Source organism: Streptomyces sp. NPDC104381 (assembly GCF_055583745.1).
The window spans coordinates 559,214-578,311 of sequence record NZ_JBVJNK010000003.1 but is presented as its reverse complement, the minus strand read 5'-3'; the positions used below and the strand labels follow the sequence as shown (position 1 = coordinate 578,311).

Genomic DNA, 19,098 nt, shown 5'->3' with positions numbered 1-19,098 from the left:
GGCGGGAGCCCGGTGACGGCGGGCGGCTACTGCAGGGCGCGTACGGCGGCGGCGAAGAGCGGGGGGAGCCGGTGGGCGGCGGGCACGATCAGACCGCCGGTCCAGGGGTGCCCCGCGGCGCGCAGCAGTGCCGCGGTGAGCAGCCGGTGGCGTCGTGTCAGCCGGGCCCACTCGGCGGGGTACGCCTCGGGCCGCCCCGCCACGAGGCAGTCGACGGCCGCCGACGCCGTGGCCGCCGCCAGGGCGATGCCCTCACCGGTGAGCGCGTCGACGTAGCCGGCGGCGTCACCGGCCAGCAGGACCCGTCCGGCTCTCGGCGCGCTCGCGCTGCGGCGCAGCGGGCCGGCGCCGCGTACGGCGCCCGCTTCCAGGCCGGTGAGCCTGCGGGCCAGTTCGGGGAAGGCGGCGAGGTGCTGCTCGTGGGGGCGGCGGTGGCGGCTGAGCACGGCGACGCCCACCAGCCGCTCCCCCACCGGCGTCACGTACGCCTCGCCGTGGCGCGACCAGTGGACCTCCACCAGGTCCGTCCAGGGGGCGACGCGGTAGTGGCGGCGCAGTCCGTATCTGCGCGGGGCGGGGCAGGGGCGTTCCAGGCCCAGCGCCCGGCGCAGCGGGGAGTGCAGGCCGTCGGCGGCGATCAGCCAGCGGGCCGTGAGCCCCGCCGTCGTGACGCTGTCCGGCCCCTGGCGCACCTCCGCCGCCCGGCCCTCGACGATCCGCACCCCGAGGTCCTGGGCCCGCCGGTGCAGGGCGGCGTGCAGTTCGGTCCGCCGGACGCCGCGCCCGGGGTGGCCCCGGAAGGCCGCCTCCGCCTGCCGGGCGCCCTCGACGTACCGGATGCCCAGGAGGTCGCGGCCCGCCGGGGTGACGCCCAGGGCGCGCAGGGCGGCCACTCCGCTGGGCATGATCCCCTCGCCGCAGGCCTTGTCCACGGGGGTGGGGCGCGGTTCGACGACGACGGCCTCCAGGCCGGCCCCGGCGGCCCGGATCGCGGCCGCGAGACCGGCGGGCCCGCCGCCCGCCACCAGGATGTCGATCACGCGCCGGCCTCCGCCCCCGCGAGGCGGGACAGGGCGCCCTCCTCGCACCGGACGCGTACGGTCATGAGGGCGGCGTTGAGCACGGTGAACAGGACGGCGGTGATCCAGGCGCCGTGGACCAGCGGCAGGGCGGCTCCCTCGGCCGCGACGGCCACGTAGTTCGGGTGGCGCAGCCACCGGTAGGGCCCGCCGGTCACCAGGGGCAGGCCGGGGACGACGATGACCCGGGTGTTCCAGCGGTGGCCCAGGGTGGCGACGCACCACCAGCGCAGCCCCTGGGCGGCGGCCACCACGGCCACCATGGTCCAGCCGGACCAGGGTACGAACGGGCGGCCGCCCGCCCAGGTCTCGGCGAGACACGCGGCGAGCAGCGCGGTGTGCAGGGCGACCATCACCGGGTAGTGCCCGCGTCCGGCCTCGGTGCCGCCCAGGGCGAGGCTCCGGCGTGCGTTGCGCAGCGCCACCGCGAGCTCGGCCAGGCGTTCGGCGGCGACGGCCAGCACGAGGGCCGCGTACCAGATCATGTGTTCCTCCGGACTACCAGCGCAGCAGCACCAGTTCGCAGCAGAAGCCGGGGCCCATGGCCATCAGCAGGCCGGGCGTGCCGGGTTCGGGCCTCCGGCGGTCCATCGTGTCCCGCAGGACGTGCAGGACCGAGGAGGAGGACAGGTTGCCGACCTCGGCGAGGGAGCTCCAGGTGACGTCGAGGGCGCCGTCGGGCAGGGACAGGACGTCGGTGACCGCCTCCAGGACCTTGGGCCCGCCCGGGTGGCACACCCAGCGGCCGATGTCCTTCGGTTTCAGCCCGTGCTGTTCGAGGAACCCGCTGACGTCCTCGGCGAGATGGCGGCGTACGACGTCGGGGACGGCGGGGTCGAGGACGACGGTGAAGCCGGAGTCCCGGATGTCCCAGCCCATGACGTGCCCGGTGTCCGGGTAGAGGCGGCTGCGGGTGTCCACCACCTCGGGGCCGTCCGCCGGTGCCGGGTGGTCGCCGCCGACGAGGACGGCGGCCGCCGCGCCGTCGCCGAACAGGGCGGTGGCGACCAGGTTGGCGGGGCCGGCGTCGTCGCGCTGGAAGGTCAGGGAGCAGAGCTCGACCGAGAGCAGCACGGCGACCTGCCCGGGCCGTCCGAGCAGGTAGTCGTGGAGCCGCGCCACCCCGGCGGCTCCGGCGACGCAGCCGAGTCCGAAGACGGGGAGCCGCTTCACGTCGGGGCGCAGGCCGAGACGTCCGACGAGCCGCGCGTCGACGGAGGGCACCGCGATCCCCGTGACCGAGGTGAACATCAGCAGGTCCACGTCGTCGGGGCGCAGCCCGGCCTTGCGCAGGGCGCCGCGCACGGCCTCGGCGCCGAGTTCGACGGCGGCGCCGACGAACACGTCGTTCGCCGCCCCGAAGCCGTCCAGTTCGCCGTAGCGCTCCAGGGGCAGCACCATGTGCCGGGTGCGTACGCCCGCGTTGGCGTGGATCCGGTCCAGTACGCGGCGGTCGGCTCCCGGGGGCAGGCAGGTGCGGGCCACCATGTCGGTGACGTCCGCCTGGGCGTGGCGGTGGGGCGGCAGGGCTCCGTGCACAGCCGCGACGCGGGTCACCGTGGCCACCGTTTCGGAGAGGTCATGCCTGACATCCTGCCTACAGAACCGGGCAAATCGGCGCACATGCGACGCGCGCGGCTGCCGTGTTCGTGCGCCGGGGTGTCCCTACGATCGGCCCATGGACACCACGGACCGGCCTCCGGCGCGCTCCGCGGCCCCGCGCCTGTCCCGCGCGCCGGCCGGGCTCGCGCTGTCCTGTCATCCGGGCCCGGTCGTGGCGGTGACCGGGCTCGCCACCGCGCTGGCCGTCGGTTCGGGTGCTGATCACGGCCGTCCGGTGCTGGTCGCGGCCGCCGTGCTGGCCGGACAGCTCTCCGTGGGCTGGTGCAACGACGCGTTCGACGCCGCCCGCGACGCCGGGGCAGCACGCCCGGGGAAGCCCGTGGCCCGGGGCACGGTGGGGCGGGGCACGGTGTGGGCCGCCGCGTTCACCGCGCTGTTCCTGTGCGCGGTGCTGTCGTTGGCGTGCGGCGCCTCGGCGGGCGCGGCCCATCTGACCGGGGTCGCGGCGGCGTGGGCGTACAACCTGCGGCTCAAGGGGACGGTGCTGTCGTGGCTGCCGTACGCGATCGGCTTCGGCAGCCTGCCGTGTCTGGTCACCCTGAGCCTGCCGGGAAGCCCGTGGCCCGTGTGGTGGGCGGTGGCCGCCGGTGCGCTGCTCGGCGTCGCGGCCCATCTGGGCGACGTGCTGCCGGACATCGAGGAGGATCTGCGGGCCGGTGTGCGCGGTCTGCCCCAGCGGCTGGGCCCGGCCCGTGTCCGGCTGTTGCTGCCCGTCCCGCTCGCGGCGGCCGCCTTGGTGCTGGTCCTGGGGCCTTCGGGGGCGCCCGGCGGGCGGATTCCCGCCGTACTCTCCGGGGTCGCCCTCTGCGCCGTGGCGGCGGCGGTGGTGTGCGCGGGTCCGCGGCCGGCCCGGTCATGGCGGAAGGCGGCTCTCGCGGGGACGGTGGTGGCGGCCTCGGCGGATGTGGCGCTGCTGCTGGCGCGGGGGGCGGAGATCGCCTGACGGCCCGTACGGACGGACGCCGTGCCGTCCGTACGGGCCGTCGCGTGCGGCGTGGCCTCTTATTGGCCGGCGAGACCGGTGTGCGCGATGCCGCGCACGATCTGCCGCTGGAAGAACGCGAAGACGATCAGGAGCGGCGTCCCGGCGATCACGAGTGAGGCCATGATCTGGGCGTACCGCACCCCGAAGCTCGACTGGACGTTGACGAGGCCGACGGGCAGGGTCATGCCGCCGGGGTCGGTGGTCACGAGGAACGGCCACAGGAAGTTGTTCCAGGTGGAGATGAACGTGAAGATCGCCACGGCCGCCAGCACGGGCCGGGACAGCGGGAGGACGATCGTCCAGAAGACCCGCCAGCGCCCCGCGCCGTCGCAGAAGGCGGCCTCCTCAAGCTCCCGGGGCACGCCCTCGAAGAACTTCACCAGGATGAACACCATGGCGGGCACGGCGACCTGGGGCAGGATCACCCCCCAGTACGTGTCGACGAGGCCGAGCTGGACCATCTCGCGGAACAGGGGCGCGATGAGCACCTGCGGAGGCACCATGATGCCGGCGAGCACCAGCCCGTAGAGCAGCCGGCGGCCCCGGAACTCGGTGCGGGTGAATCCGTACGCGGCCATCGCGCAGGTCACGACGGTCAGCAGGGTGGTCATGACGGAGACGTACGCCGAGTTCATGAGCCAGACCATCAGGTCGCCCGACTCCCAGACCTTGCTGTACGCCTCGAAGGTGACGCGCGAGCCGATCCAGGAGAGGGGCGTGCGCGTCGTGTCGCCCTCCGGCTTCAGGGAGGTGGCGACGGCCCAGGCGAGCGGCAGGAGCCAGGCCGCGGTGAGGAGCAGGGCGACGACGAGCAGGACGATCCTGCCGGGCGTCCAGCGGGGCCGGCGGCCCCCGCCGTCGGCGGCCCGCCCGGACCGCGCGGCGGGGCCGGTGGTGACGGTGGTCGTACCGCTCACTTCGCGGCCTCCTCAGCTCGGCGCCGGGACAGCAGCGGCTGCACCAGGGAGACGGTCAGGATCAGGGCGAAGAAGATGTACGAGACCGCCGAGGCGTAGCCGATGCGGTAGCCCGTGAAGCCCTGCTGGTAGACGTACTGGAGGATCGGCCGGGTGGACTCGTCGGGGCCGCCGCCGGTCATGATGTAGACCTGGTCGAAGATCTTCAGCGAGGCCAGCACCTGGAGCACCACGACCAGTCCGGTGGTGCGGCGGAGCATCGGCAGGGTGATGTGCAGGAGCCGTTTCCCGGCGCCGGCGCCGTCCAGTTCGGCCGCCTCGTAGAGATGGGCCGGGATGGCCTGGAGGGCGGCGAGGTACAGCAGGAAGTTGAAGCCGACGGTCCACCAGACGGTGGTCGCCACGATGCTGAGCATGGCGTACCGCTCGTCGGTGAGCCATCCGATCTCCGGCTTCAGGCCGACCGAGGCGAGCAGCTGGTCGGCGAGGCCGAAGTCGGACGGCAGGATCATGTTGAGGAAGAGCAGGCAGACGACTCCGGACGGCAGCAGGAACGGCGCGAACCAGCTGAGCCGCCAGAGCCACTGGACCACCCGGAGCTGGTGGGCGAGCAGCGCCAGGGCGAGACCGACGACGACGAGGGGCACGGTGGACAGGACCGTGAACCACACCGTGTTCCACAGCGAGGACCACACGTCGGGGTCGCGTACCGCCTCGGCGTAGTTGTCGAGGCCGACGAACTCCCCTCCGGAGCCGGTGATGTTCTCGCTGGTCAGGCTCATGCCCAGGCCGGACATCAGCGGCCAGACCAGGAAGGCGGCGTACACGAGGAGGAAGGGCGCGACGAACACCAGGCCGTGTTCGGTCCACTTCCTGTGCACGGCGCGGCCGGGTCGTCCGGCAGCGCCCCCGGCGGGCCTCGTCACGGGGGCCGGCGCCGCCGTGGTGGTGGAGGTCATGACGCGGCTCCCGGAAGGGGGTTGCGGGTGTCGAGGAGGGTCCGGAGCCGGGCCTTGGCCTCGGTGAGGGCGTCGCGCGGGGTGCGGGAGCCGGTGAGGACCCCGGAGAACACGGCGCCGAGCTCGATCCACATCCGGGAGGCGGAGCCGGCGAACCACGCGGGTTCGTCGAGCGCCACGTCGTCGATCACACCGCGGTACTCGGACTGCGGCTTCAGCGCGAGGTACGCCGGATCGTCGAGCACGGGCAGATAGGCGGGCACATGGCCGCCCTCGGCCCAGGCGACGGAGTGCTTGAGCATCCAGGCGACGAGGGCGTGGGCGGCCTCGTTCGGGGCGCCGCCGCGGTCCCTCTGGTGCGGCAGGACGAAGGCGTGGCAGTCGGCCTGTGTGGCGGCGGTCCCGAAGAGCGCGGGGACGCGGGTCATGGAGAACGGGAGCCCGGTGGCCTTGAAGGTGGAGATCTCCCATTCGCCGTTGAGGTGGAACGCCGTCTTCCCGCCGTTGAAGACGCCGACGGATCCCGGGTAGTCGACGCGGCGCACCATCAGCCCCTCCTCGATGAGGCGGGCCAGGTACTCCAGGACCCGCAGCGCCTTGGCGTCGTCGAGCGCGAGGCGTTTGCCGTCCGGGGAGAGCACCGTGCCGCCGGTCTGGGCGTAGAGGCTGGAGAAGAGGCGCCAGGGGGTGATGCAGTCGGGGCCGAGCGTCTCGGTGACCAGGCCCGGCTGTCCGGTCGCCTTCTTCGCGGCGCGCAGGGCGTCGGCGAACTCCTCCGCGCCGCTGATCGGCTTGAGCCGGCCGCCCGCCATGAGTCCGGCCTTCTCACAGACCTCGGTCTGGTAGTAGAGGACGAAGGGGTGGGTGTCGAGCGGGACGGCGTACTGCTGGCCGCCGGCCTGGCCCCTGCGCCAGATGTCCGGCGGGAAGTCCTTCTCGTGCACGCCGTGTTCGGCCAGCAGGTCCAGGTCGAACGGGTCGAGGAGCCGGCCGGGGGCGAAGCCCGCGAGCCGGGCGAGGTGCAGGGCGGCGAGCTCCGGGGCCCGTCCGCCCGCGCCGGCCATGCCGAGCTTGGTGTAGTACGGGGCGCCCCACTGCAGGGTCGAGGCCTCCAGGGCGATCTCCGGGTGCCCGGCCCTGAAGTCGTCCAGCATTCCCTGCATGTTGACGCCGTCGCCGCCGCCGAACAGATGCCAGTACCGCAGCAGGGTCTGCCCGGGGCCCGCGGCGGTGGCCGGTGCGGCACAGCCCGACAGGGAGCCCAGGGCTCCGGCCGCGGCCAGGGCGCCGGCACCGCCCGCGAGGGCTCGGCGCCGGCTGAGAAGGGGTGGTTGCATGGCGGCTCGTCTCGGCTCGTCTCTGAGGTGCGGGGACGCGTGACGGGGAGGCATTGCGTTCGATATTTCGACGCCTGCCCGCTACTTCGGACGGGACCGTAGGCGCGGGGAAACCCGGCGTCAATGACTCGCGCTGAAATTGCGAACGATGTTCGGTATCACGAACGAAACTCCCTCCCCGGCCCGCCCACGGGCCGCCGGAGGCGCACGCGCGGGGGTGCGCGGGAGGAGATATCGCGGGGATGCCGACACATTTCTTACTGGGGGGTAGGCTCGCCCGCCCCCCTTGCTATACCTTCCGTCTAACAAGCGGGACGCAAGGCTGCCCGGCCGAGGCGGCCGGAGCCGGTTCCTTGCTCACGGCTGCCGTCATCTCCGGTCGGCGAAACCGCATATGACGGCCCGTCACCGCCGGCGCACGAGTGACAGCACCAGGGACAGCACTGACGAACCGAGGAGTCGCACCATGGCAAGCAGCACTGTTCGACCGGATGCCGAGGACCGGCCGCCCGAGGACCACCTCACCCGGCGGCTGCTGGAATCGGCGGCCACCCTGGCGTACGACCCCGCCACGGAGGTCGACTGGGACACGCCGCTGGACAAGGACTTCCACGGCGCGAGCCCGGAGTGGAGCACCCTGTACGGCACCGCGTACTGGGGCGAGCTGACCGAGGAGCAGCGCAAGGAGCTGACGCGCCAGGAAGCGGCGTCGGTGGCCAGCACCGGCATCTGGTTCGAGATGATCCTCCAGCAGATGGTCCTGCGCGACGTCTACGCGAAGGACCCCACGAGCGCCGACGTGCAGTGGGCGCTGACCGAGATAGCCGAGGAGTGCCGGCACTCGATCATGTTCGCCCGGGGCGCGCAGAAGCTGGGTGCTCCGCCCTACCGGCCGCACCGGCTCGCGGTGGAGCTGGGGCGGGCCTTCAAGACACTCGCGTTCGGCGAGGCGGCGTACGCGGCGATCCTCGTCGCCGAGGAGGTCCTCGACGTCATGCAGCGCGACTGGATGCGGGACGAGCGGGTCGTGCCCTTCGTCCGCACCATCAACAACATCCATGTCGTCGAGGAGTCCCGGCACATGAAGTTCGCCCGCGCGGAGACCCGCAGGCACCTCAGCGGTGCGGGCCCGGTGCGGCGGCGGATCAACGCGCTGATCATCGCGATCGCGTCGTACGTGATCGTCACCAGCATGGTGAACAAGGGCGTCTACGCCAACGCCGGGCTCGACGGGAAGCGCGCCGTCGAGGAGGCGAAGGCCAACGAGCACCACAAGTCGATGATGCGCTCCAGCTGCTCGGGCCTCATGGAGTTCCTCGCCTCGGCCCGTCTCCTCACCAGGCCCGCCCTGGCGTTCTACAAGCGTGCCCATCTGATCTGAGCGGACGACATGACCTACGCCATCACCCAGACGTGCTGCGGCGACGCCACCTGTGTCTCGGTGTGCCCCGTCAACTGCATCCACCCGACGCCGGAGGAACCGGACTTCGGCAGGACGGAGATGCTGTACATCGACCCGAAGTCCTGCATCGACTGCGGTGCCTGCGCCGACGCCTGTCCGGTCGACGCGGTCTTCCCGGTGGACAGCCTCTCCCCGGCGCAGCAGGAGTACGGCCCGCTCAACGCGGCGTACTTCGCGGACCGTGAGCCGGCGCCGGCCCCCGAGGGGCCGAACTTCCACACGTGGGGGGAGCCGTCCTTCACGCGCACCCTGCCGTCGGACTTCGCACCGCTGCGCGTCGCGGTGGTGGGCACGGGACCTGCGGGGATGTACGCCGCCGAGGACCTGCTGCTGCACACGAACGCGGAGGTCACGCTGATCGACCGGCTGCCCGTGGCGGGCGGGCTCATCCGCTACGGCGTGGCGCCCGACCACCTCGCCACGAAGAAGGCCGGGGACACCTTCGCCCGGTTCCACACGCACCCCAGGGTGCGCATGCGACTCGGCCTGGAGGTGGGGCGGGACGTCACCGCGGAGGAGCTCGCCGCGCACCACGACGCGGTGATCTACGCCGTGGGCGCGCCGGCGGGCCGCCCGTTGGGGATCCCCGGCGAGGACCTGCCCGGCAGTATCTGCGCGACGACGTTCGTCTCCTGGTACAACGCCCATCCGGAGGTCGCCCCCGACGCCGTGGACGTGTCCGCGGAGCGGGTCGTCGTGGTCGGCACCGGGAACGTGGCCCTGGACGCCGCCCGGATCCTGGTCTCGCACCCCGACGCGCTGGCCGCCGGGGACACCGCCGGCCACGCCCTGGATGCCCTGCGGGCCGGTTCGGTGCGCGAGGTGGTGGTGCTGGGGCGGCGGGGGCCCGAGGACGCGGCGTACACCAGGTCCGAGCTGCTCGCGCTGAAGCATCTGCCCGGGGTGGAGCTGGTCGTGGACGACCACGATCCGAGGATCGCCGAGGCGATCGGTGCCGCGGGGCCGGGCGACCGGGCCGCGCTGCTGGCGGACGTCGCCCGGGAGGAGGTGGACTGGTCGCGGCCGCCCCCGGCGGGGCGCCGCATCGTGTTCCGCTTCCACTCCGCGCCGGTGGAGGCTCTCGGCGGTGACGGCGGCGTCGCCGCGGTGCGGGTCACCGGCGGCGACGACGGACGGGAGATCCCGGCCGGACTGCTGCTGCGCGCCGTCGGCCAGCGTGGACTGCCGGTCACCGGGCTGCCGTTCGACGAGGCGACGGGCACCGTCCCGCACGAGGGCGGCCGGGTGACCGGCCGGCCGGGGACGTACGTCGTGGGGTGGATCAAGCGCGGCCCCTCCGGCGGTATCGGGGCCAACCGGACGTGTGCCGCCGAGACCGTGGGCACGCTGCTCGGCGATGCCGTCGACGGCTCCCTGCCCGCGCCTGAGCACGGAGCGAAGGCGTTCCAGCGCCTCGTGCGGCGCCGTAACCGCCGGATCGTGGACGCGCGCGGGCTCGCGGAGATCGAGCGCGCCGAGCTGGCCCTGGGCCGCCGCGACGGGCGCCCCCGGGTCAAGCTGGCCACGCTTCCCGAGCTGGTGGCGGCGGCGAGGGGCGGCCGCCGGCGGATCCCCGGCTGAGCCGCCCTCCCGACCCGGCCCGCCGGTGGCACCGGCGGGCCGGGCGAGAGGCCCGGAGCCCTCTAGAGGGGTGCGCCCACCCCACCCACGGTGTCGTGGGGCCGGCCGGGGGCCTCCTTCGGCGCGCGTTCCACGACCGAGTCGAGGATCTCGCCGACCCTGACCGCGGTGTTCGACAGCAGGGACGACGTGATGCCGTGGGTGTGCTCCGTCCCGCCCTGCAGATAGATCCCGCAGCTCAGTCCGGGATCGGTAGCGATCCGGTAGTCGCGCTCGACCCGGACCCGCCCCTGGTCGTCGAGGAGGCAGTGCTCCGCGACGTCGCCCAGGAGACCGAGGGCGTCGGCGGGGAGATAACCGGTGGCGTAGACGACCACATCGGCGTCGAGGGTCGTCCGGTCACCGGTGACGAGCGACTCGACGGTGGTGCGGACCGCGTCCGGCGTCTCGACCGCGTCGACGACCCGGGAGACGTTGAGGAAGCGCAGCCGCTCGGTGCCGAGGACCTTCTCCTGGTAGGCCGTGCGGTAGAGGTCGTCGATGAGGTCGATGTCGACCACGGCGTAGTTGGTGTTGCCGTGGTAGTCCATCAGCCTGCGCTTGGTCTCGTCCGGGGCCGTGAAGTACTCGTCGACCGCGTCCGGGTCGAAGATCCGGTTGGCGAAACCGCTGTCGTCGGCCGGGCTGTAGCCGTAGCGGGAGAAGACCGCGCAGACCTCGGCCTGCGGGAAGCGGCGGTGCAGGTACGCCACGTTCTCCGCGGCGCTCTGGCCTGCCCCGACCACGACGAAGCGGGACGGCGGCTCGGCCGTGTCCAGGCCGTCCACCCGGCGCAGCAGGTCCGAGGTGTGCCAGATGCGGTCCGTGCGCTTGACGCCGTCGGGCATCTGCGGCCGCAGACCCGTGCCGATCACGAGGTTGCGGGCCCGGTGGACCACGGTCTCCGACCCCGAACGGGAGGTCACGTCCACGTACTCCACGACACCGTCGCGCTCGACGGGGCGTACGTCGATGACCTCGTGCCCGTAGGACACCATGTCGTCCACCTGCGCGGCGGCCCACTCGAAGTAGGCGTGGAACTCGACCCGCAGCGGGAAGAGACTCTTGCCGTTCACGAAGTCGACCAGGCGCCCCTGGCTCTGCAGGTAGCAGAGGAAGCTGAATTCACTCGACGGGTTCCGCAGCGTCACCAGGTCCTTGAGGAAGGAGACCTGCATCGTGGCGTCGTCGATCAGCATCCCGCGGTGCCAGCCGAACCGCGGCTGGCTCTCGAAGAAGTGAGCGGTGACGGCCTCCTGCCTGCCGACGCGCGAGTTGCGCTCGGTGAGCGCGATGGCCATGGCCACGTTGGACGGTCCGAAGCCGATGCCTATGAGGTCATGGACCGGTGGTGCGTCGTCGGGTGAAGCCTGTGACATGTCACTCCCATCGTGCGGGTGCAGCCGCTTGGCGGACGCGGGGAAAGCGGAAAAGAGCACACCGGCTGAGCGGCAGCCGGGGCGGAACTTAGGTAAAGCTAACCTCATCTTCGCGCCCTGTCGACAGGGCGCATCCGGCGAGGGCGCGCATGAACCGACGTCAAGTGGCCTTGCAGCGACAGCCATTATGCACTTAGGTTAGGCTTGCTTTACTAAGCAATCTTTTCTTTGTCGTTCCGAGGAGGAACCTGTGCGCGTCGTCATGTTCGGCTATCAGACCTGGGGGCACCGCACCCTGCGTGCCCTTCTGGACTCCACGCACGACGTGGTGATGGTCGTGACGCATCCCAAGAGCGAGCACGCGTACGAGAAGATCTGGAGCGACTCGGTCGCCGATCTCGCCGAGGAGAACGGCGTACCCGTCCTGATCCGCAACCGGCCCGACGACGAGGAGCTGCTCACCCGTCTCAAGGAGGCGGAACCGGACATCATCGTGGCCAACAACTGGCGCACCTGGATCCCGCCGCACATCTACGGTCTCCCCCGGCACGGCACGCTGAACGTGCACGACTCGCTGCTCCCGAAGTACGCGGGCTTCTCGCCGCTGATCTGGGCGCTGATCAACGGCGAGCGCGAGGTCGGCGTGACCGCGCACATGATGGACGCCGAACTCGACGCCGGCGACATCGTGATGCAGCGCGCCGTGGAGGTCGGCCCCACCGACACGGCCACGGACCTGTTCCACAAGACGGTCGACCTCATCGCCCCGGTCACCACGGAGGCGCTGGACCTCATCGCCTCGGGGCGTACGGACTTCACCCCGCAGGACCGGTCCCAGGCCACGTTCTTCCACAAGCGCGCCGCCGAGGACATCCGCATCGACTGGAACTGGCCGGCCGAGGACCTGGAGCGTCTCGTGCGGGCGCAGTCCGCCCCGTACCCGAGCGCGTTCACCCACCACCGGGGCGCGCGTCTGGAGATCGTGACGGCGGTCGTGTCCGAGGGCCGGTACGGCGGCACCCCGGGAAGGATCTTCTACCGCGAGGGCGACGGCGTGGTGATCGTCGCGGGCGCGGACGCGCGTACCGGACGCAACCGCGGTCTGGCGGTCACCCGGGTGCGTACGGAGGACGGCAGGGAGCTTCCCGCGGCCGAGTACTTCACCTCGATGGGCGGCTACCTCACCGCCCGGCCCTGACCTCCGGTCCCCTCCCGGCCGTCGTCACGTTAGGAAGAACGATGCACCAGCCGAGTTCTCCGGGGAGGGCCCCGGCCCCCCGGGCCGGGGGCGTGACGCCGTCCGGAGTGCTGAGCCTCAGCGCCTATCTCATGTACGCGACGGGCAAGGCGGCACGCCGCCGGCTCACCGACACGCTGACGGCGCACGGGCTGCGGCTGTGGCACCTGACCATCCTGGCCATGCTGGACGAGGCCGGCCGGCTGTCCAAGGGGGACCTCGCCGCGCGGCTGGACATGAACCAGAGCGATCTGACCAGGACCGTGACCGACCTGGACGCGGCCGGGTACGTCGCGTGCGCGCGGGACCCCTCGGACCGCCGGCGCATCGAGGTCTCCCTGACTCCGGAGGGCGGCCGCGCCCTGGCACGGCTCAGCGCCGATGTGGCCGGCACCGAGACGGATCTCCTCGTCCCGCTGGCGCCGGAGGAACGCGAACTGTTCGCCTCCCTGCTGCGCCGGGTCCACGCCCACCTCGAACGGGACAGGACGGTCGACGGCCCCTCACCCGGCGAACGCCCGGGCGGGGCCGTCCGTCAGGCGCCGGCCGTCGACTGGGACCCGGCCGCGGCGCGGTAGAGCCGGCGCAGCCGCACCACGCCGAGGTCGTGCTGGTAGAGGTTCTCCCGCTGGTCGGCGTCGGCGGGCATGGCCTCCAGCATGACGCGGTCCTGCTCCAGGACGTCCCAGTGGCGCCGCTCGATCAGCGTCCGGTACAGGAAGCGCCAGGACGCGCGCTGCCAGTCCTCGACCCGGCGGTAGCGCCAGAAGAAGACTCCGGTGCGCTGTTCGTCCACCGGGCAGACCATGCCGACGATGCCGAACGGGCCTCCGGGGCCGGCCGACGGCGGGTAGGGGATGGAGAGGTCGACCCAGTCCACCCCGGTGCGGCAGAGCTCCACCCAGTCGAAGTTGACGCCGCGCTGGTCGGTCTTCTCGAAGAAGTAGCCGCGGGCGGTCTCCCGGATGCGGAACTTGGCCGTGGTGTCCCCGTCGAACATGGTGTGCGAGTCATGGTGCAGGAACGCGCCGTGCATGGGGTCGAGCAGGTTCTCCACGGCGTAGCGCCAGGGCGCGTTCCACTCCGCGTAGCAGAGGAAGGCGTCCACCTCGGGGTCGGTCAGCGGCTCCGGCAGGGTCAGCTCGACGGGCTCGGGGTGCTCCTCGTCCCCGAAGTAGGCGAGGATCGCGCCCGCCACCTCGCGCACCGGCAGCGAGGTCACCAGCCGCTTGCCCTCCAGGCTGCACCCCGGCAGCCCGGGGACGGAGGAGACGGTGCCGTCGGGCTCGACCTCGACGCCGTGGTACCAGCAGGCGACCCGGTCGCCGAGGTGCTTGCCGAGCGACAGCGGGGCGCTGCGGTGCGGGCAGCGGTCGGCGAGCATCGAGAGGGCACCGTCGGAGCGCCGGAACAGGAGCCACTGCTCGCCGAGTGCGGTCACCTTGCGCATCGCGCCGGGGGCGACGAAGTGCGAGGGGACGACCGCGTGCCACTGGTTGCGCAGACCGGTGGCGTAGATGTGGTCCGCGGTGGCGGAGGACGACAGCGTCATGGTCAGGCTCCCAGTCGGTTCATCTCGGCGCGGAAGGATTCCTCGGTCCACGGGCTGCCGTCGGCGGCGTGGACCTGGCGGGCGTTGAGCCCGCGCACGACGTCGGCGAGCTCGTGGCCCTCGCGGGTGTAGACCTCTTCGAGGGTGGCGGCGAGTTTGTACTCGTACGGCGTGGGCTCGTGCGTACGGGACTGGTGGACGTCCAGGTACGGCCAGGTGTCGGTCACGGTGTCTCCTGAGGGTGCGGGGGAAGGGATCACAGGTCGAGGACGAGCCGGCCGGAGGCGCAGCGCGAGACGCAGATCATCATCGAGGCGCCCGCGGCCCGTTCGGCCTCGCTGAGCAGGAAGTCGCGGTGGTCGGGGGTGCCTTCGAGCACCCGGGTCTCGCAGGATCCGCAGATCCCGTCGCGGCACGAGCTGTCCACGGTGAGCCCGGCGCCTTCGGCGGCCTCCAGGACGGAGGTCCCGGCTCCGACGGTGAGCGTCACCCCCGAGGTGCGGCACTCGACCTCGAACGCCTCGTCGTCGTCGGTGCGTTCCACGGTCGGCGCGGCGAACCGCTCCAGGCGCAGCCGGTCGCCCGGGCAGCGCTGTTCGACGGCCGCGAGCAGTGGTTCGGGGCCGCAGGAGTACACCAGGGTGCCCTCGGGCAGACCGGTGAGCGCGGCATCCAGGTCGATGTGGCCGTGTTCGTCCTGCGGGACGAGGGTGACGTCGCCGCCGAGCGCGTCGAGTTCCCCGGTGAACGCCATGGAGGCCCGGCTCCGGCCGCCGTAGACCATCCGCCACGCGGCTCCCCGGCGGGCCGCCTCACGGGCCATCGCCAGCAGCGGTGTGATCCCGATGCCACCGGCGACGAACACGTACGAGTCGGCGTCCTCCAGCACGAAGTGGTTGCGCGGCCCGGAGACCGTGATCTGCTGGCCCGGCCGCAACTGGGTGTGCACGAAGCGTGAACCGCCCCGCGAGGCGGGCTCGTTGAGCACGCCGATGCGGTAGACGTCCGGGGCGCCCGGGTCACCGCACAGGCTGTACTGGCGGACCTGGCCGCCGGCGTGGACATCGAGGTGCGCGCCGGGGGTCCAGGCGGGCAGGGGCTTGCCGTCGGGGTGGGTCAGCTCGACGGACAGGACGCCCTCGGCCTCCCAGGTCATACGGCGGACGGTCAGCCGCAGTGAATCCTCGGTCATGGTCTGGTGCCTCCTTACCGGCAGTCCGGGCGGCCGGGCTACTGGCCCGGGATCCTCACGGGCGGGGTGAACGGGTTCTTCATCGGGCCGAGTGCCTCCAGGTCGACCTCGACGAGTGTGGGCCCGTCGGAGGCGATGGCCGCGCCGAGCACCTCCTCCGCGTGTTCCTCGGAGGAGACGCGCGCGTACGGCAGTCCGCAGGCGCGGGCCAGCAGACCGAAGTCGGGGGTGGTCAGGTCGACCCCGGAGCGGCGCTCGCCGTGGCGGTCCTGCATGTTGCGCAGGACCCCGTAGCCGCCGTCGTTGAAGACGACCAGGGTGAGCCGGGGCCGCTCCTGGGCGAGGGTGAGGAGCTCGCCCAGGTGGACGGCGAGTCCGCCGTCGCCCGCGATGACGACGGTGGGCGCGTCGGGCCTGGCGAGCGCCGCGCCGATGCCCATGCCGAGCCCCTGCCCGATGCCTCCGCCGCGCGGGAAGACGTTGTCCTTCGGGTCGTACATCTCCAGGAGCCGGTTGCCCCAGCTGCTGGAGGGGATGGTGACATCGCGGGCGACGACGGCCTCGCGGGGCAGGGCCGCGCGGATCGCGTCGCAGATCGCCGCCTGCGGGCCGATGTTGTCGTGCAGGACCGCGCGCACCTCGGTGCGTACGGCCGCGACGCGCTCCGTCCAGCCGGGTTCGGCGGTTGCGGCGTGCGGCTGGAGGGCGGTGAGGGTGGCGGCGGCGTCCCCGTGCAGCGCGTGGGTGGCCGGGTACACGCGGCCGAGGGCGGCGGCGTCGATGTCGATCTGGAGGTGGGCGCCGGGGAGTTCCAGGGTGTAGTCGGCGGTCTCGTTCGACCGGAAGTGGGTGCCGACGGTCAGCAGGACGTCCGCGTCGGCGAGCAGGGCGCGTACCGCGGGTGTGGTGGCGAAGTTCCCGATGACCTGCTCGTGGTCCTCGGGGACGCTGCCCCGGCCGGAGTTGGAGGTGATCAGGCCGGCGCCGGTCGTCTCCAGCAGCCGGGCCAGCTCGCCCCGGGCGGTGTTCGCGCCGCCGCCGGCCCAGATCAGCGGGCGGCGGGCGGAGGCGAGGAGGGCCCCGGCGGCGGCGAGTTCGCTCCCGGCGGGAGCGGGCGGCGCGGGTGTCGTGTACTCGGCGGGTTCGTCGGTCTGCGCGCCGTACTGGAGGTCGATCGGCCACTCCACGCTGGCGGGGCCTCCGGGCGCGGTCAGGGCCGCGCGGGCCGCCTCGCGCAGGATCCGGCCGGCCCGGGTGGCGTCCGGCACGCTCGCGGCGTACGCGGAGACGGCCCGGAGCATGCCGAGCTGGTCCTTGGTCTCGTGGATGAACCCCCGCCCGCTGCCCAGGAACTCGCTCTCCACCTGGCCGGTGACGTGCAGCACGGAGCTGCCGGCGCTGAGTGCCTCGATCAGTGATCCGGCGGCATTGCCCGCGCCGGTGCCGGTCGAGGTCAGGGCGCAGCCGAGGGTGCCCCGGGCGCGGCCGTAGGCGTCGGCGGCGTTGACGGCGGACGCCTCGTGCCGCACGGGCACGAACCGCAGGTCGCGGTCGACGGCCTCGACGAGCGGCAGGTTGTGGACGCTGACGATGCCGAAGACGGTGTCGATGCCGAGTTCGCGCAGGACGGTGACGAGGAGATCGCCTCCGTTGTGGTGACGCATGGGTGTCTCCTCAGAGGATGGAGCGGCCGACGCCGCCGCAGACGTCGATGCCGGTGCCGGTGATGTAGGAGGCGCGGGGCGAGAGCAGGGCGACGACCGCGTACGCGACCTCCTCGGCGCGGCCGAGGCGGCCCAGCGCGATCCCCCGGTCCTCGGCCAGCGCGGTCTGCCACTGCTCGTACGTCAGGCCGGAGTCCGCGGCGGCGTACCGGCGGGTCCACTGGCCGGTGTCGACGAGTCCGAGGCAGACGGAGTTGACCCGGATCCCGTCGCCGGCGAGTTCGACGGAGAGGGACTTGGAGAGGTTGAGGATGCCGGCCCGGGCCGCGCTGGTGGTGATCAGCCGGGTCTCGGGCTGCTTGGCCAGGACCGCGTTGATGTTGACGACGCTCGCCGCTCCGGACGCGGCCAGGTGGGGGCGCGCCGCCTGGAGGGGGTTGAGCACCCCGGCGAACTTCAGCTCCAGTTCGTCGCGCCAGTCCTCGGCGGTGGAGTCGTCGAGGCCCTTCATCCGGGACTGCCCGGCGTTGTTGACCAGTCCGTCGATGCCGCCGAACTCCTCGGCGGTGCGGCGGACGAAACCGCGGACGGCGTCGGCGTCCCGTACGTCGCAGACGCCGGTCAGCAGCCGGTCGTGTCCCGCGCCCAGGTCGGCCGCGACCTTCGCGAGCCGTTCGGCGTCGCGGCCGCAGGTGGCGACACGGGCGCCTTCGTCGAGCAGGGCGCGGACCGTGGCCAGGCCGACGCCCGAGCTGCCGCCGGTGACCACGATGGTGCGGTCGGCGAGGCCCAGATCCATGACTCGTATCTCCTGCGGTTCAGTTCATGGTGAAGCCGCCGTTGACGGCGATCACCTGTCCGGTCAGATAGCGGGATTCCTCGCCGAGCAGGAAGGAGACGATCCCGGTGAGGTCGTCGGGCTGCTGCGGCCGGGAGATGGCCCGGTTCACGCGGTAGAGGTCGTGCCGCTCGGCGGGCACGGTCTCGGTGGCCTCGCACTCGGTGAGGCCGGGGGCCACCGCGTTCACGGTGATCCCCCTGTCGCCGAGTTCGCGGGCCATCGCGCGGGTCAGCGCGATGACGGCGCCTTTGGAGGCGATGTAGTGGGCGAGGCGCGGGGAGCCGTACAGCGCGGCGTCGGAGGCGAGGTTGACGATCCGGCCCGGCTCGGTGAAGAGCGGGTACAGGGTCTTCGACACCAGCCAGGGGCTGCGGGCGTTGACCGTCATCAGCCGGTCCCACACCTCGACGTCGATGTCCTGGAACTCCTTGCCGCCCACGCCGTTGGCGAGCGCCGCGTTGTTGACCAGGCCGTAGAGCGGGCCCAGTGCGCGTACGGCGGCGGCGAGCGCCTCCACCGAGGCGGGGTCGGCGACGTCGCAGCGGACGAAGTGGGCGTCGAGGCCCTCCGCGCGGAGCCCGGCGGCGGCGTGCTCGCCGCGCTCCTCGTCCAGTTCGGCGAGGACGACGCGGAAGCCGTCGGTGCCCGCCCGGCGGGCCATGGCCAGTCCGAGGCCACGGCCCGCTCCGGTGACGACGACGGTGCGCCGGCCTGCCGGGGGCTGGTCAGCCACGGGTGACGCCGTGCATCGGCGAGTACTCGGGGTAGGTCGGCACCTGCGGCTTCTGCGTGCCGATGACGACGCAGAAGAGGGCGTCGGTGTCGCCCTCGTTCTTGAGCGACCGGGTGACACCGGCGGGGACGACGATCATGTCGCGGTAGCCCAGGGTGCGGTACTCGGCCTCCTCGGCGCCCCGGTGGATGCCGACCTTGACCTCGCCCTCCAGGACGAAGAAGGCCTCCTCGACGTCGTGGTGGGTGTGGGCGGGACCCTCGGCGCCGGGCGGCAGCAGCATGTTGGAGAAGGTGAATCCGCCGGAGGGCAGGATCCGGCTGTCGCTCTCGTGGTTGCCGGTGGCGCCGGAGCCGACGTAGCGGATCTGGCCCCGGCGGAACTGCGGGCCGGCCTTCTCCTGGAAGGACAGGGTGTCGAAGTCGGCGACCCGGGAGGCCTTGGTGGCGATGAGGGAGTCGGTGTACGCGGAGAGGTCGTCGCCGTTGTCGTAGGCGTCGGTGGTCAGAGGCATGGTG

General features: G+C 72.6%; 19 protein-coding genes. 5 read left to right on the top strand and 14 right to left on the bottom strand.

The window, feature by feature from the left end; all coding sequences use genetic code 11:
- Positions 1–26 precede the first annotated feature (26 nt).
- Genes ACZ607_RS12045 through ACZ607_RS12035 form a run of 3 tightly spaced genes read right to left on the bottom strand, consistent with a single transcriptional unit; the run spans position 27 to position 2,636 of the window.
- Positions 27–1,040, bottom strand: a complete 1,014-nt coding sequence (locus ACZ607_RS12045; RefSeq protein WP_469734346.1) for an NAD(P)/FAD-dependent oxidoreductase — start codon at positions 1,038–1,040, stop codon at positions 27–29.
- Complete coding sequence (locus tag ACZ607_RS12040) at positions 1,037–1,564, bottom strand: isoprenylcysteine carboxyl methyltransferase family protein (protein ID WP_469734344.1); 528 nt, start codon at positions 1,562–1,564, stop codon at positions 1,037–1,039. The genes ACZ607_RS12045 and ACZ607_RS12040 overlap by 4 nt, the downstream gene beginning before the upstream one ends.
- A 13-nt stretch (positions 1,565–1,577) precedes the next feature.
- Positions 1,578–2,636 carry a type III polyketide synthase gene (locus ACZ607_RS12035; RefSeq protein WP_469734342.1) on the bottom strand — a complete coding sequence of 353 codons (1,059 nt, stop codon included), beginning with the start codon at positions 2,634–2,636 and terminating at the stop codon, positions 1,578–1,580.
- Between the two features lie 121 nt (positions 2,637–2,757).
- Between ACZ607_RS12035 and ACZ607_RS12030 the strand changes: the two genes are divergently transcribed.
- Complete coding sequence (locus tag ACZ607_RS12030; protein ID WP_469734340.1) at positions 2,758–3,645, top strand: UbiA family prenyltransferase; 888 nt, start codon at positions 2,758–2,760, stop codon at positions 3,643–3,645.
- A gap of 59 nt (positions 3,646–3,704) precedes the next feature.
- Here ACZ607_RS12030 and ACZ607_RS12025 read toward each other — a convergent pair whose 3' ends face one another.
- The 3 genes from ACZ607_RS12025 to ACZ607_RS12015 are packed head-to-tail and all read right to left on the bottom strand — an operon-like array spanning position 3,705 to position 6,900.
- Complete coding sequence (locus tag ACZ607_RS12025) at positions 3,705–4,604, bottom strand: carbohydrate ABC transporter permease (RefSeq protein WP_469734338.1); 900 nt, start codon at positions 4,602–4,604, stop codon at positions 3,705–3,707.
- The gene (locus ACZ607_RS12020) at positions 4,601–5,563 is read right to left on the bottom strand and encodes a carbohydrate ABC transporter permease (RefSeq protein ID WP_469734336.1); all 963 of its coding nucleotides are present in this window, start codon (positions 5,561–5,563) and stop codon (positions 4,601–4,603) included. The genes ACZ607_RS12025 and ACZ607_RS12020 overlap by 4 nt, the downstream gene beginning before the upstream one ends.
- A complete protein-coding gene (locus tag ACZ607_RS12015; protein ID WP_469734334.1) occupies positions 5,560–6,900 on the bottom strand; it encodes an extracellular solute-binding protein in 1,341 nt (446 codons plus the stop codon). The genes ACZ607_RS12020 and ACZ607_RS12015 overlap by 4 nt, the downstream gene beginning before the upstream one ends.
- Before the next feature lie 466 nt (positions 6,901–7,366).
- On the opposite strand from ACZ607_RS12015, the gene ACZ607_RS12010 reads away from it, so the two are divergent.
- Positions 7,367–8,281: an AurF N-oxygenase family protein gene (locus tag ACZ607_RS12010; protein ID WP_469734333.1), complete on the top strand. Its 915-nt coding sequence runs from the start codon at positions 7,367–7,369 to the stop codon at positions 8,279–8,281.
- A 9-nt stretch (positions 8,282–8,290) separates the two neighbouring features.
- Complete coding sequence (locus tag ACZ607_RS12005) at positions 8,291–9,943, top strand: FAD-dependent oxidoreductase (protein ID WP_469734331.1); 1,653 nt, start codon at positions 8,291–8,293, stop codon at positions 9,941–9,943.
- 62 nt (positions 9,944–10,005) lie between these two features.
- Here ACZ607_RS12005 and ACZ607_RS12000 read toward each other — a convergent pair whose 3' ends face one another.
- The gene (locus tag ACZ607_RS12000) at positions 10,006–11,361 is read right to left on the bottom strand and encodes a lysine N(6)-hydroxylase/L-ornithine N(5)-oxygenase family protein (RefSeq protein WP_469734329.1); all 1,356 of its coding nucleotides are present in this window, start codon (positions 11,359–11,361) and stop codon (positions 10,006–10,008) included.
- A 250-nt stretch (positions 11,362–11,611) separates the two neighbouring features.
- Between ACZ607_RS12000 and ACZ607_RS11995 the strand changes: the two genes are divergently transcribed.
- Positions 11,612–12,559, top strand: a complete 948-nt coding sequence (locus tag ACZ607_RS11995) for a methionyl-tRNA formyltransferase (protein WP_469734327.1) — start codon at positions 11,612–11,614, stop codon at positions 12,557–12,559.
- Positions 12,560–12,666: 107 nt separating this feature from the next.
- On the top strand, positions 12,667–13,176 hold the full coding sequence (locus tag ACZ607_RS11990; RefSeq protein ID WP_469734325.1) for a MarR family winged helix-turn-helix transcriptional regulator: 510 nt from the start codon (positions 12,667–12,669) through the stop codon (positions 13,174–13,176).
- Here ACZ607_RS11990 and ACZ607_RS11985 read toward each other — a convergent pair.
- Genes ACZ607_RS11985 through ACZ607_RS11955 form a run of 7 tightly spaced genes read right to left on the bottom strand, consistent with a single transcriptional unit; the run spans position 13,134 to position 19,094 of the window.
- Positions 13,134–14,150 carry a Rieske 2Fe-2S domain-containing protein gene (locus ACZ607_RS11985; RefSeq protein ID WP_469734323.1) on the bottom strand — a complete coding sequence of 339 codons (1,017 nt, stop codon included), beginning with the start codon at positions 14,148–14,150 and terminating at the stop codon, positions 13,134–13,136. The two genes, ACZ607_RS11990 and ACZ607_RS11985, sit on opposite strands and share 43 nt — an antisense overlap.
- A 2-nt stretch (positions 14,151–14,152) precedes the next feature.
- Positions 14,153–14,377: a recombinase-like helix-turn-helix domain-containing protein gene (locus ACZ607_RS11980; RefSeq protein ID WP_129260685.1), complete on the bottom strand. Its 225-nt coding sequence runs from the start codon at positions 14,375–14,377 to the stop codon at positions 14,153–14,155.
- Positions 14,378–14,406: 29 nt separating this feature from the next.
- Entirely contained in the window at positions 14,407–15,342 is a 936-nt protein-coding gene (locus tag ACZ607_RS11975; protein ID WP_469734321.1) for a PDR/VanB family oxidoreductase, read from the bottom strand.
- A gap of 38 nt (positions 15,343–15,380) precedes the next feature.
- Positions 15,381–17,006, bottom strand: a complete 1,626-nt coding sequence (locus ACZ607_RS11970; protein WP_469734319.1) for a thiamine pyrophosphate-binding protein — start codon at positions 17,004–17,006, stop codon at positions 15,381–15,383.
- 10 nt (positions 17,007–17,016) lie between these two features.
- On the bottom strand, positions 17,017–17,805 hold the full coding sequence (locus ACZ607_RS11965) for an SDR family oxidoreductase (RefSeq protein WP_469734317.1): 789 nt from the start codon (positions 17,803–17,805) through the stop codon (positions 17,017–17,019).
- Between the two features lie 19 nt (positions 17,806–17,824).
- Entirely contained in the window at positions 17,825–18,580 is a 756-nt protein-coding gene (locus ACZ607_RS11960) for an SDR family oxidoreductase (RefSeq protein WP_469734315.1), read from the bottom strand.
- A complete protein-coding gene (locus tag ACZ607_RS11955) occupies positions 18,573–19,094 on the bottom strand; it encodes a cupin domain-containing protein (RefSeq protein ID WP_376374394.1) in 522 nt (173 codons plus the stop codon). Before ACZ607_RS11955 ends, ACZ607_RS11960 begins: the two co-directional genes overlap by 8 nt.
- Positions 19,095–19,098: the final 4 nt, after the last annotated feature.